Below are 14,004 nucleotides of genomic sequence, written 5' to 3'. Positions count from 1 at the left end.
AGCCAGTAACTCGATGAGCATGCATGAATATGTGCACACGTCATACATGCTCTGAACAGAGAATTGAGAAAGATGTCGAGATATAGAAAAGGGGCTGGAAAACCAGCCCCTAGAGTATAACTTACTGAAAGTAATATACAGTAATTACTCGTTATCGCCTGCAGTTGCAGCAGTTGCGGAAACTGCACCTGGCAAGTCAGTCTTGACGCCTGGCCATACCCAGTCAGTGTAGTCTGGGTGATCATAGCCATTGTCAACTGCGAACTGGAATGCTTCCTGACGGAATGCTTCCAACTCGTTGATCTTGTCAGCGAACTTCTCAGCATCAACCATGCGCAGTGCCTCTGCTACCAATTCGTAACGGTCGATGTCGTTGACGCGAACCATATCGAATGGGGTAGTAGTGGAGCCCTGCTCCTTGTAACCATGAACGTTGAAGTTGTCGTGGTTTGGACGGTCGAAGATCAAGCCACGTACGTCATGTGCATAGGAGTGATAAGCGAAGAGAACTGGCTTGTCTGCAGTGAAGAGATCTTCGAACTCTTCGTCAGAAAGTGCCTCGTCGTTCTCCTTTGCAGACTGCAACTTGAGCAAGTCCACAACGTTAACAACCTTGAACTTAATGCCTAGCTCGTTGAGCTTATCAGCAGCAGCCATGATTTCCTGAGTTGGAACATCGCCGACGCCAGCAAGAACAACCTGAACTTCGTCGTTGGACTTAGCATTGGAAGCCCACTTCCACTCAGCTGCGCCCTTTTCGAGCTCTTCGCGAGCTTCGTCAAGAGTCAACCAAGTTGCAGCTGGCTGCTTACCAGCAACGATAGCGTTAATCTGGTTGGTGGACTTGTAAGCCTTCTCAGCAACAGCGAGCAACATGTTGGAATCTACTGGGAAGTAGATGTTCACTACATGATCGTTGTTGAAGGTCTTGTTCAGGAGCAAGGAGGTCACACCTGGATCCTGGTGTGAGAAGCCGTTGTGATCCTGACGCCATACGTGAGAGGATACCAACAAGTTCATGGAAGCGATTGGCTTACGCCATGGGATTTCACGAACAGTTGCCTCAAGCCACTTAGCGTGCTGGTTGAGCATGGAGTCGATAACGTGTACGAAGGACTCGTAGGAGCTCCAGATGCCGTGACGACCGGTTAAGAGGTAGCCTTCCAAGAAGCCTTCCATCTGGTGCTCGGAGAGCTGCTCAGTAACCTGACCAGTTACTTCCATATGCTCATCAGTGAGGGTCTTGGACAAGTAGCCTGCATCCCACTGCTTGTTGGTTACTTCGTAAGCAGCCTGCAAGCGGTTAGAAGCGGTCTCATCAGGTCCGAAGATGCGGAAGGAATCTGGGTTGCGCTTGATGATGTCACGGGTGTAAACACCGAGGCGACGGGTAGCTTCGAGCTGACCCCAACCGTGACCATACTGTGCAACTTCCTTTACCTCGTAATCCTCGAGGTTAGGGAGCTTCAAATCTTCACGGATACGACCGCCGTTTGCGTTTGGATTCTGACCAATACGCAATTCGCCGGTTGGCATGAAGGAGGTCACTTCTGGCTTAATAGCGCCAGTTTCATCGAAGAGCTCTTCTGGCTTGTAGGATTCGAGCCAGCCCTTCAATACGTTGAAGTGCTCTTCGGTGTCACGAGCAGATGCCAGTGGTACCTGGTGTGCACGCCATGAACCCTCGGTCTTCTTGCCGTCGATGAACTTAGGGCAGGTCCAGCCCTTAGGAGTACGGAAGATGATCATTGGGTAGAATGGACGATCCACATCGTTAGTCTGTGCAGCAGCCTTGATGTCGCAGATTTCATCGAATACGGTTTCGAGCAATTCTGCGAAGCGGCTGTGGATGGAGAGATGATCTTCATCGTCGAAGCCTGCAACGAACTCGTATGGTTCGTAGCCCATACCGTGGAAGAACTCATGGAGCTCTTCATCAGAAATACGAGCCAAAATAGTTGGGTTTGCAATCTTGTAGCCGTTGAGGTGCAAGATTGGCAAAACGATACCGTCGGTACGTGGGTTGACGAGCTTGTTGGACTGCCAACCTGTTGCCAAAGGACCAGTTTCTGCTTCACCGTCGCCGACGATTGCTGGGACGAACAAGCTTGGGTTGTTCATTACAGCGCCGTAAGCGTGGCTCAAAGCATAACCAAGTTCGCCACCTTCATGGATGGAACCTGGGGTCTCTGGTGCGAAGTGAGATGGGATACCACCTGGGTAGGAGAACTGGCGGAAGAACTTCTGCAGGCCAGCTTCATCTTTGGTGATCTGTGGGAAGTACTCAGTATAAGTACCGTCGATGTAGGATTGTGAGGTACCTGCAGGTCCACCGTGGCCTGGGCCCATAATGATTACCGTGTTCTGCTGGTGATCAGCGATCAAACGGTTGATGTGACCAATGAGGAAGTTCAAACCTGGAGTGGTTCCCCAGTGACCAACCAAACGATGCTTGACATCATCACGAGTGAATGGTGCCTTCATCAAAGGATTGCTACGCAAATAGATTTGGCCAATGGACAGGTAGTTGGCAACACGCCAATACTTATCTACAGCCTCAAGGGTTTCCTCAGAAATAGGAGCGTCGAGCTTCTTCCAAGGGGTGCCAATAACAGGACTAGTCATGTGTACTCCTGTACTCCTGCACGTTAGTGCGATCGGTTATTATGTCAGGGCTTGCAAGTCCTGTGCCAGACCTATTGGAACGTGCACAGGAAGCGCTTCCCAATCGGTATAATGGTATGTGATTGAGCGGACGTATTTGGTGGCGCATGTCAAGAAATGTTCAAAAATGTATAATTTTCTAACAAAAACGCAAGTATTGTGTTTGCTCGTAACATTGCATTCCAAGCTCAATTACAAGTCTTTTCAAGGCTTCAGCATAATTTGCACGGTAAAACTCAATAATTACATGACATAGCGCAAAGCAGTTTCGATACTATGCGTGGCGTGTCGCTATTGCCAGAGCAGAACATAATTTAAGCATTACATAACCTTACATGTATTTGCCTTATATATCACTAAAGTAGTTTATGCGCTTACTTCATGCAATTAGCTTGAAACACTTAAAAAAGTGAGCTGTATGTGTTAGCATTCTCATAATTCGTGCAATGCAGATGAAAGGTGAATAATGGCGCAAGGACCAGTTCTTGTTGTCGATTTTGGTGCACAGTATGCGCAGCTTATTGCTCGTCGAGTGCGAGAAGCTCGCGTATATTCAGAATTAGTACCTCATTCGATGCCTGTTGAGGACATGCTTGCTAAAGATCCGCAGGCAATTATTCTTTCCGGCGGACCCGCTTCTGTTTACGAGCCAGGTGCTCCTGGAATTGATCCAAAAATCTTCGAGGCTGGTGTTCCAGTGCTGGGTATTTGCTACGGCTTCCAGGTTATGGCCCACGAACTCGGCGGTGATGTAGACCGTGCGGCACTTGGAGAATACGGCAAAACTGAAGCCACAGTTACCGATTCTCGCGGAATTCTTGCAGGCTCAGATGATGAGCAGAGTACGTGGATGAGTCATGGTGTTGCTGTAAAGCAAGCTCCTGAAGGTTTTGAAGTATTAGCACATACTGATGGTGCTCCAGTTGCAGCTATGGCTGATGATAAGCGCAAGCTCTATGGCGTGCAGTGGCATCCAGAAGTGAAGCATTCGCCTCATGGTCAAGAGCTTATTGAAAACTTCCTGCATCGTGTATCCGGGTTAAAGGATAACTGGGATCCACAGAGCATCATTGAAGACCAAGTTGCCGCTATCCGCGAAAAGGTTGGCGACGCTCAGGTCATTTGTGGTCTTTCCGGTGGTGTTGATTCTGCAGTGGCAGCAGCATTAGTACATAAGGCAATCGGTGACCAGCTTACTTGCGTATTCGTTGATCACGGTTTGCTTCGCAAAGGCGAAGTTGAGCAGGTCAAGCATGACTTTGTTGAAGCAACTGGTATTAAGCTGATTGCGGTAGATGCTTCTGAGGACTTCTTAACCGCTTTGAAGGGTGTTACTGAGCCGGAGCGTAAGCGCAAGATTATTGGCGAAAAGTTCATTCGCACCTTTGAGAAGGCGCAGCGTCAAGTTATTGAAGAAGCTGGTGCACAAGGCAAAGAAGTTAAATTCTTGGTGCAGGGCACGCTCTATCCAGATGTTGTAGAGTCTGGTGGCGGTGATGGCGCTGCCAATATTAAGAGTCATCATAATGTTGGGGGCTTGCCAGAGGACCTTAAGTTTGAGCTGATTGAGCCATTGCGCACCTTGTTTAAGGATGAAGTGCGTGCTATTGGTACAGAGCTTGGACTTCCAGACGAAATCGTATGGCGTCAACCATTCCCAGGTCCTGGTCTTGGTATTCGAATTATTGGCGAAATCACTAAAGAGCGTCTTGATGTGCTGCGCGAGGCCGATGCTATTGCTCGCGAAGAGCTTTCCAAGGCAGGGTTAGATCGTGATATTTGGCAATGCCCAGTAGTGCTTTTGGCTGATGTTCACTCTGTGGGTGTGCAAGGCGATGAGCGCACGTACGGCTCACCAATTGTGCTGCGACCAGTGAGTTCAGAAGATGCTATGACTGCCGATTGGTCTCGTGTACCATACGATGTATTAGCTCGTATTTCTACACGTATTACGAACGAATGCCGTCAGATCAATCGCGTAGTGCTTGATGTAACCAGCAAGCCACCTGCCACAATCGAGTGGGAGTAGTGTGCTGTATTTGTAGTTTTGCTACAAGCACTTAAGTGATTAGCTTAAGTGAATAACGAAAGCTCTGGGTTTTCCCAGAGCTTTGTTGTTTAGTGTACTTTGGTGCCATATTATTTCAAAGAGCGAATAGTCGAAGAGAAGAACATACCTACAGCAAGCACGGTAATAGCAATACCCGACCCAATAAACCAAAGCGGCAGATCAATCGAATCAACGAAGAACGATGAGACGATAAGCCCTGCAGGCAGTGCCCAAGTTGACAGCGCTGTAAAGAATGCAAACGCGCGACCAAGGAACTCTGCTTGAATGCGCTCTTGCATATACACCGTGATAGCGGCGTTATACATCGGCATAGCCAAACCCATAATCGTATTGATCACAATAAATGGGATAAATCCACTCGGAGGTACAGCGCCACACGCGACGAGCCCCACGCCAAATACTAGGCATGCCACTACAGGGGAGAGCCAGCGCGGTTTGAACAATCCGGTAATACCGATTACTGCGCTACCAATAATCATGCCGAGTGACCAACTCACTTCAGTAAGTGAAGCGCCAGTGGTGCCAGCATGGAAATAATCAATGGCATAGATAGCAAACAGTGCGCTCAAAGGTGAGAAAGCAAGCGTGAAGAGGAAATCACACATCATCAAGGCAAATAATCCCTTGTCAGCGCGAATCACTTTCCACCCGCTTAGCGCTTCTTGTACGATGGCGCGCAGCGCTTCTCCTGCACCGTTAGTCTCCTCGCGCTCGCGATTGCGCGTATCGGCAAAGCGCGTAAATGCCACGCATATGCACGCCAAACCTGCGCCAACTACGTCAAGTCCGATCATGGCACCCAGTCCGCCAACCGGATAAATAACTGCAGCAAGAGCTGTACCAATTAAATATCCAGTAGACTGCACACCTTGACTTATGCCAGAAAGCCTATCGAGCACATGCTTTGGAGCAATCAGCGGCGTCATACTGTTAAATGCGGGATTGTGGAACGCCTGTCCCAAAGAGCGCAGTGCAAGAATAACAAAAATAACCCAGACCGGAATATTGGGCATCACAATAGCCAATACAGCAATAGGGATACTCACGATAGCAATAGAAAGGTCTGCGCCAATCAATACGGCTTTCAAAGGCAATCTATCGACAAATACTCCAGCAAAAGGTCCCAAGAGTGCCGTAGGAATAAAGCCGACCAGCGTCGCCAACGTAGTTGACAGCGGGGAGTGCGTGACCATAATAATATGCCAAATCAGACCCATCTGAGCTATAGCACTGGTAAGAATAGAGATAAGTTCTCCGGTAAACACTGTGCCAATAGCTACCATCCACGGGTCTATGTGGCGCTTAGAAGCGGTGCTATTCATATTGTCCATTACAGGGCAATCTCCATCACGTTAAAGTCATTCGAATAGTTAGGCGGAATGTGCAACGTAATAACACCGTGTGCAAACCCATACTATACCATACTGATTCACACACGGTGCATGATGCTCACAGAGAAACTTTGCCCTGCTTGCGTTACTTAGTTTGCTCAGAGTCTTCAGTAGCAGTAGGAGCTGCCAAGAAATGCTTTTCGCTAGGCAATACGGCATTCAAAATAACAGCAACCACAAACGCAACAGCAATGCAGTTTTGTGCAAAAATTTGCTGGAATAATTGAGGGAAGTGTACAAAAATATCACTTACCTGTGTAAAACCAATGCCAATAGTCAAGCTTAATGCTGCAATAGTAATATTGCGCTGTGAGAAGCCTGCTTCAGCAATCATCTGGAATCCAGAAAGAATAATCGAACCAAACATCATAATAGTGCAGCCGCCAAGCACAGCCTGAGGCAACGAATTAAAGACTTCAGCAATAGCTGGTACAAAGCTAGCCAATACCAAAATCAGACCGCCAGAAAGAATCACCTTGCGATTGACTACCTTGGTCATTGCAACAAGACCAATATTCTGCGCAAAGCTCGTCAAAGGAAGGCAACCAAACAAACCAGACACAGAAGAAATCAAACCATCTCCTGCAATAGCGCCAGCAGTTTCACGCTCCGTTGGTGCACGGTTTAAGCCTACTTTGGTTAATGCTGCTGTATCGCCCAATACCTCAACAGAGGAGACGACATAGAGCAATGCCATAGAAATAATGGCACCCAAATCAAACTCAGGAGCAAATGGCATGAATTTTGGCACTGAAACAATAGCAAGATGCTCAAACCCTGAAAAATCAACTTTACCCATGACAATAGCGGCAATATAGCCAACTACCAGACCAAAAAGGACAGAAAGTTGCTTTAATGTACCTTTCATCAGCAGTTGGAAAGCAAGGCAGGCGACCAATGAAATCAAGCCAAGGGTAAGATTTTGCCAAGAACCAAAATCTTTAGCACCAGAACCGCCACCAAAACTTGTAGCACCAACATTGAGCAATGAGAAACCAATAGAAGTCACTACAATTGCAGAAACAATAGGTGGCACAAAGCGTCGCCAATATTTAGCAGTTAGACCTAGAATAAGCTCGATAAAGCCGCCAACAATAACAGCGCCAACTACAGCACCGTATCCGCGCGTAGAGCTAATTGCAACTGCTGCTGCAACATAGGTAAACGAAATGCCAGTTACCATAGGCAAACGCGAGCCAATTCGCCAAATAGCATACAGCTGCAAGCAAGTGCCAAGACCTGCAACGAGCAAGCCTGCTTGAATAATACTTGCTGATTGCTCTGGCGAAAGTTTAGCAGCTGTGGTCACAATAAAAATAGGGGCAAGATTAGCAACGAACATTGCCATAACATGCTGCAAACCAAATGGAATGCCCTTCCAGAATGATACTGGAGCGTCCAAGCTACTTAATGCTTCACTGGACATGGTTGATGGTGAGCTTGTTGATTTGCTCATAACTTCCTCTTCAATCCCTAATGTATGGGCAGGTATAGCGCATACACTGGTATCAACGGTATCGACATTTGAATCAATACTGTAAACAGTATGCAGTATGCGCATACCTATCATGACATAGCCGCAGTATAACTATGTCAGTTTGTGGGAAGAATAAGAAAAAGCTCACTCTAGCAATAGTAGTGAGTAAGAGTAGTGAGCTTATGTTTAACGGAATACGATAGTTCCGCTTTCAGGATCCATCGACTCTACAATGGCGAGAGAATCAACATCGTAGCCCTCAGCGCGCAAATCATCGCCACCGCCCTGGAAGCCTTTCTCAATAGCAATGCCAATGCCAACCACTTCAACCTCAGCATGCTGGCAAATATCTAAAAGCCCACGTAAAGCCTTACCATTGGCCAGGAAGTCATCAATAATGAGCACGCGCTCGCCGGGATTGAGGAATTTCTTAGCAACAATAACGGGGAACTCACGTTGTTTAGTAAACGAATAAATGCTAGTGGAATACTGGTCGCCATCGAGATTAATAGATTGAGCTTTTTTCGCAAAAACTACAGGCACATTGTTAAAATGACGTGCAGCACAGCAGGCAATGCCAATACCAGAAGCTTCAATAGTTAAAATCTTATCAATCTGCTTGCCTGCGAAATGCTCAGCCCAAGCCTGACCCATCTGGTCAAAGAGCGCAACATCGCATTGGTGGTTTAAGAAAGCATCAACTTTTAGTACATTTCCTGGCTTAACAGTACCTTCTTTGCGAATGCGCTCTTCGAGTTCCTTCATATTTCCTCTTTCACGAGTACGCTAGTGCCGCAACTTCCTGTAGATGCGTTTTGCGTTCCATTTTCGTATAGTAAAACGCGAGCACTATCGTAATACTGGTTGTGATAGTAATGTATATGCACATTAGCGCCGGATACTGACCTCAGGCAGAGTATCGCGTATAGTTGTGTCGAGTTGTAGCTCAGTATGCATGAAGTACGGTTACGAATCATAAGCAATATAAGATAATGTCGCCACTGCCGGTAATTTGATAAGTAGATATGTGTTGGTATGGCAATGGTGAAGTTGTAGATCAAAAGTTATGCATACTGGCTATATACGCTGATACTGCACATGCTAGTTCTGTACATGATGGCTCGAAAACAGGCACACGGAGCATTACAGAGCATCACAGCGCGCAGCAATCGACATGGTGAAAGACGGGGAGAGCATATGAACAATCTATGGGTATTACTAGCAATGGTAGTGTATTTTGCTGCCATGCTATCCGTGGGATTCTTCTACTCGAAACGGTCTAATTCCTCGGCTTCACAATATTTTGCTGGCGGCAGGGGAGTAGGTCCTTGGCTTACAGCGCTTAGTGCAGAAGCCTCTGATATGTCAGGATGGCTGCTTATGGGGCTCCCCGGTCTGGCATATGCTACGGGAATTGCGAATGCGGGTTGGACTGCCGCTGGACTGGCTATTGGCACCTACGCTAATTGGAAACTGGTTGCTAAGCGGTTACGTCGATATTCTGCAGCTGCCGGCAATGCTATTACGTTGCCTGATTATTTTTCAAAACGTTTTGATGATTCAAAAAATATCCTATCTACACTTGCTGCGATTATTATTATTGTTTTTTTCTCAGTATATGTCGGCAGTTGTTTTGTAACCGTCGGTAAGCTTTTTGACACATTGTTCGGTTTTGATTATCACTTGATGATGATTTTGGGAGCCATTATTGTTTTCGCTTACACCGTGATTGGCGGTTATTTATCCGTTGTTGCTACAGACTTTATCCAAGGTCTGCTCATGTTCTTCGCACTTATTGTGGTGTTTACCGGTACTGTAGCTAGTGCAGGCGGTATTGAACATGTAGCGCAAGTATTACAGTCCATTCCTGGCTATATTTCTGGCAATCAAACAGCTAGTGCAGTGCTTGATCAGGCTACAGGATTGCAGGCAGTACAGCAAGGTATGCCGGTATTTGGTCAGCCGCAAACTATGAGCGCCATAACTATTATTTCGTTGCTGGCCTGGGGTCTAGGATACTTCGGCATGCCACAAGTATTAGTGCGCTTTTTATCTATTCGAGATGCGGATGAAATTACACAGTCTCGCATTATTGCCACCACATGGTGCGTTATTTCTCTTGCTTGTGCAATTGCTATTGGCTTAGTAGGTAGAGCCATGCTACCGACACAATTTTTAAGCCAGGCTTCCGCAGAAACTATTTTTATCGTACTTTCGCAAATGCTGTTGCCGGCTATTGTGTGTGGCGTTGTGGTTTCGGGTATTTTTGCTGCATCAATGAGTTCCTCTTCAAGCTATATGATTATTGCAGGATCAGCAGTAGCTGAAAACTTGTTTAGAGGATTGCTCTATCGCAAGGCTACCGATCGCCAAGTGATGTTTGTTGCGCGTATCACCATGGCACTGATTTTCTGCTTCGGCTGTGCTGTGGCTTGGGATCAACATTCCTCCATTTTTGAGGTAGTGTCATATGCTTGGGCAGGATTGGGTGCTGCGTTTGGGCCTTTGGTTTTGTGCTCATTGTATTGGCGCAGAACTACCTGGCAGGGAGCCCTTGCAGGAATGATTAGTGGCTCAATTGTAGTGCTGATTTGGCCTCGATATATTGCACCACTTGGTGGCATGTTTAGTATTTATGAGCTGCTACCGGCCTTTATTATTGCGTTGCTTGCTATTATTATAGTTTCTTTGGCAACACCTGCTCCAAGCAAGCATATTACGTATATTTTTGATCATTATATGGATGCAGATCGTACTGTCGGCGATATGATGCTGGATTCGGCGCAACACCACAGTATTGAAGAACATGCCTGATTGAGTGTATGGTAGATTGCCTGAGTTTTATCATTCATAGAATTGTCCATGGATAGATGGTGGTATGGCGCTTTGTCAACTATGGCGCAGTACTAGCTTGAGTATGTATGGGCACGCAATGCTGTAGTACGTGACAACGAGGATTGAGTATGACATTTGATATTCCGGTACCTCCAGCGCCAGAAACTGGAAATGCTAACCATCACGCAGAGGCTGCGTTGACTGAGGGGCTCAATGACCAACAGTTAGCAGCAGTAACCTATCAAGGTCCAGCATTACTGATTGCAGCAGGTGCAGGTTCTGGAAAAACACGCGTGCTTACTCGCAGAATTGCTTGGTTAATGCAACAATTGCACGCCTCTTCTCGTCAAATTCTGGCAATTACCTTTACCAATAAGGCAGCAGCGGAAATGAAGCAGCGCCTTGCTTCGCTTATTGGTCCAGTTGCTCAACATATGTGGGTATCAACATTTCACTCAGCGTGTGTACGTATTTTGCGATCTGATGGCTCAGCAATTGGCTTAAAATCAGGATTTTCTATTTATGATACTGCGGATAGCACTCGTCTGATTAAGCTTATTAGCGCTGATTTTAATATTGATGCCAAACGCTACACGCCGCGTGCACTGCTAGCAAAAATTTCAGATTATAAAAATAGTTTACGCACTGCAAGTCAAGTGCTTGCTGATTTTGCGCCAGATTTTGTGCCCGGTAAAACTGGCACAACTATTGCCGATGCGGGTAATCAAGAGTATGTAGCTGCGTGTGTATACGCAGAATATCAACATCGACTTGCTGCAGCGAATGCTGTTGATTTTGATGATCTTATTATGCGCACTGTGGAACTCTTACAAAGTAATGCAGAAGTTGCTGCCAAGTATCATCAGATGTTCCGCTATATTCTTGTCGATGAGTATCAGGATACTAATCACGCTCAGTATGTGCTGATTCGCGAGCTAGCTCATGTTGGTGCTGATGATGCAGCATGGATTACTGTTGTAGGTGATTCGGACCAGTCTATTTATGCATTCCGAGGCGCTGATATTCGCAATATTCAAGAGTTTGAGCAAGATTTTCCTCATGCAACAACTATTTTGCTTGAACAAAATTATCGCTCAACGCAAACAATTTTGAATGCCGCTAATGCAGTTATTGCCCATAATCCAGGTAGGAAACCAAAAAAACTGTGGACTGCGTTTGGTGAAGGCTCAAAAATTATCGGCTATGCTGCTGATAATGCGCAACAAGAGGGCGCTTGGATTGCTACTGAAATTGCACGCCTTGCTAGTGAAGAGTCCATTGCGTATTCCGATATGGCAATAATGTATCGCGCTAATGCTCAGTCAAGATCATTAGAAGAGGCACTAATTCATGCAGGACTACCATACCAAATTGTAGGTGGTACGAAGTTTTATGAGCGCAAAGAAGTAAAAGACGCATTAGCATATTTGCAGGTTATCGCCAACCCTGATGACGGCGTGAATTTCTTACGCATTTTAAATACGCCAAAACGTGGACTTGGTGCTCGCGCAGAAGCACTGATTACGCAGGTGGCGAATGAGCATGGAATGAGCATGTTTAGTGCGCTTGAAGCATGTGCCAGCGGCAGTATAGCTTCGGTACCAACGCGAACTGCAACATTGATGGCAAAGTTTGCTGATGAGCTTGAGCAAATGCGCATTTTTGCTGTAGCCCATGATGCTAAGCCTAGCGAAGTAGTAGCACATGTGCTTGATCATTCAGGACTGTTATCAGAGCTTAAACAATCAAAAGATCCACAAGATTTAACGCGCGTTGATAATCTTTCGCAGCTACAGTCTACTGCTGCTGAATATGAACAGACTACGCCTGACGCTTCTTTGAGTGGCTTTTTAGAGACTACAGCCTTGGTTTCTGATAGTGACCAACTTCCTGATGAATCTCAAGATTTAGGTACGGTCACTTTGATGACCCTGCATACGGCAAAGGGCTTGGAATATCCAGTGGTTTTCCTTACCGGTATGGAAGAGGGCACGTTCCCTCATGCTCGAGCAATGGAAAATGCCAGTGAGCTTGAAGAAGAACGACGTTTGGCCTATGTGGGTATTACTCGCGCTCGCAAAATCCTCTATGTTACCCGTGCTGCTGTGCGTGCGCAGTGGGGACAGGCACAAGATATGATGCCAAGCCAATTCCTTGATGATATTCCACAAGAGCTGATGGATTGGAAGCGTAAATCTTCATCAATGGAACGCATGCGTGAAGGCGGCTATGGCGGTTCATCATCGCGTTTTGCTAGTGACGAATTTGGTGGGTTCGAAGACGATTATGCTGATTACTCCACGTATGGTGCTGCGAATTATGGTAGCTCTTCTAGTAGCTCTTATGGTGGTTCTTATGGCAATTCGCGCAGCGGGTATGGATATGCCTCATCAAGCTCTAGTTCATATGGTTCACACTCTTATGGTTCACGCTCCTATAATGGGTATGGTCGCACTTCGTCAAAATCTGGACCTGTAACCACAAAGCGTATGCGTCAGCAACTGTTGGATTCCGTAAGCCGAGCAAAACAACGTACTCCAGCGCCATCTACAGCAACATCGCCTTCTGAGCAAAGCGTATCTATTAATGATTTTCATATCGGAGATCGCGTAAATCATGACCAGTATGGTTTAGGCACGGTAGTTGATACACAGGATAAAGGGCGAAATTCAGTTATTACTGTTGATTTTGGCTCTGATGGTGTGAAACGACTATTACTGCGTGTGGCTCCTATTGAAAAAATTTAAGATACTTGGCTTATTCCTACCTTCGTGTATAGTTAGCCAGCGTTACACCGTCAGGTGTTTCTGGAGCCTTAGCCCATCAACGGGACGGCAACTTAAGTTGTTCACGCTTGCGTGGTGAAGCGTTGGAGAGGCCGGCTCAGCATTATGCAACCGCATAATGTTCCGTTCAAATAACGACAGAAAGATTGGGAAATGACAAACGTTCAGCGTTCCCGCCGTCAGGTGCGTCTTTCACGCTCCCTCGGCATTGCTTTAACTCCAAAAGCTCAGCGTATCTTCGAGAAGCGTCCATATGCTCCAGGTGAGCATGGTCGTACTCGTCGTCGCACTGAGTCTGATTATGCAGTACGTCTGCGCGAGAAGCAGCGTCTGCGCGCACAGTATGGTATCTCCGAGAAGCAGCTTCGCGCCGCTTATGAGAAGGGCACTCACGAAGCTGGTCAGACTGGTAACGCCATGCTTGTTGATTTGGAATCCCGTCTTGACGCATTAGTATTGCGCGCAGGTTTTGCTCGCACAACCGCTCAGGCACGTCAGTTCGTTGTTCACGGTCATATTTTGGTCGATGGCAACAAGGTTGATCGTCCGAGCTACCACGTCAAGCCAGGTCAGACCATTCAGGTTCGTCCAAAGAGCCAGACCATGGTTCCATTCCAGATTGCTGCAGAAGGTGTACACCGCGATGTATTGCCAGCAGTTCCAGGATATTTGACTGTTGATTTGGCAAGTTTGAAGGCAACTTTGACCCGTAAGCCAGAAGTGGAAGAGATTCCAGTTCAGGTAAATATTCAGTACGTGGTCGAGTTCTACGCTCGCTAA

The 14,004-nt window shown here is 46.7% G+C and carries 8 protein-coding genes; 4 read left to right on the top strand and 4 right to left on the bottom strand.

Annotated elements, in window-relative coordinates:
* Window positions 1–144: 144 nt before the first annotated feature.
* Window positions 145–2,625, bottom strand: a complete 2,481-nt coding sequence (locus IEU85_RS03420; protein WP_188354801.1) for a phosphoketolase — start codon at window positions 2,623–2,625, stop codon at window positions 145–147.
* 505 nt (window positions 2,626–3,130) lie between these two features.
* On the opposite strand from IEU85_RS03420, the gene guaA reads away from it, so the two are divergent.
* Window positions 3,131–4,693, top strand: coding sequence for a glutamine-hydrolyzing GMP synthase (gene guaA, locus IEU85_RS03415; protein ID WP_188354800.1), 1,563 nt, complete (start codon window positions 3,131–3,133; stop codon window positions 4,691–4,693).
* Window positions 4,694–4,803: 110 nt separating this feature from the next.
* Here the strand turns inward: guaA and IEU85_RS03410 are convergent, their stop codons facing one another.
* The 3 genes from IEU85_RS03410 to IEU85_RS03400 all read right to left on the bottom strand — a co-directional run bounded on the left by IEU85_RS03410 (window position 4,804) and on the right by IEU85_RS03400 (window position 8,368).
* Entirely contained in the window at window positions 4,804–6,057 is a 1,254-nt protein-coding gene (locus IEU85_RS03410) for an MFS transporter (RefSeq protein ID WP_188354799.1), read from the bottom strand.
* A 154-nt stretch (window positions 6,058–6,211) separates the two neighbouring features.
* Complete coding sequence (locus IEU85_RS03405) at window positions 6,212–7,582, bottom strand: nucleobase:cation symporter-2 family protein (protein ID WP_188354798.1); 1,371 nt, start codon at window positions 7,580–7,582, stop codon at window positions 6,212–6,214.
* 207 nt (window positions 7,583–7,789) lie between these two features.
* Entirely contained in the window at window positions 7,790–8,368 is a 579-nt protein-coding gene (locus IEU85_RS03400) for a xanthine phosphoribosyltransferase (RefSeq protein WP_188354797.1), read from the bottom strand.
* A gap of 432 nt (window positions 8,369–8,800) precedes the next feature.
* Between IEU85_RS03400 and IEU85_RS03395 the strand changes: the two genes are divergently transcribed.
* The 3 genes from IEU85_RS03395 (at window position 8,801) to rpsD (ending at window position 14,004) form a co-directional block, all read left to right on the top strand.
* On the top strand, window positions 8,801–10,417 hold the full coding sequence (locus tag IEU85_RS03395; RefSeq protein WP_229714707.1) for a sodium/proline symporter: 1,617 nt from the start codon (window positions 8,801–8,803) through the stop codon (window positions 10,415–10,417).
* A 149-nt stretch (window positions 10,418–10,566) separates the two neighbouring features.
* Window positions 10,567–13,185, top strand: coding sequence for an ATP-dependent helicase (locus IEU85_RS03390; protein ID WP_188354796.1), 2,619 nt, complete (start codon window positions 10,567–10,569; stop codon window positions 13,183–13,185).
* 192 nt (window positions 13,186–13,377) lie between these two features.
* Window positions 13,378–14,004 (top strand): 30S ribosomal protein S4, encoded by a 627-nt coding sequence (gene rpsD / locus IEU85_RS03385; RefSeq protein ID WP_188354795.1) that lies wholly within the window; start codon window positions 13,378–13,380, stop codon window positions 14,002–14,004.

The organism is Galliscardovia ingluviei (assembly GCF_014635685.1).
Taxonomy (GTDB): Bacteria; Actinomycetota; Actinomycetes; order Actinomycetales; family Bifidobacteriaceae; genus Galliscardovia; species Galliscardovia ingluviei.
Note: the sequence above shows the minus strand (reverse complement) of the source record. Positions and strands in the feature narration are given on the sequence as shown.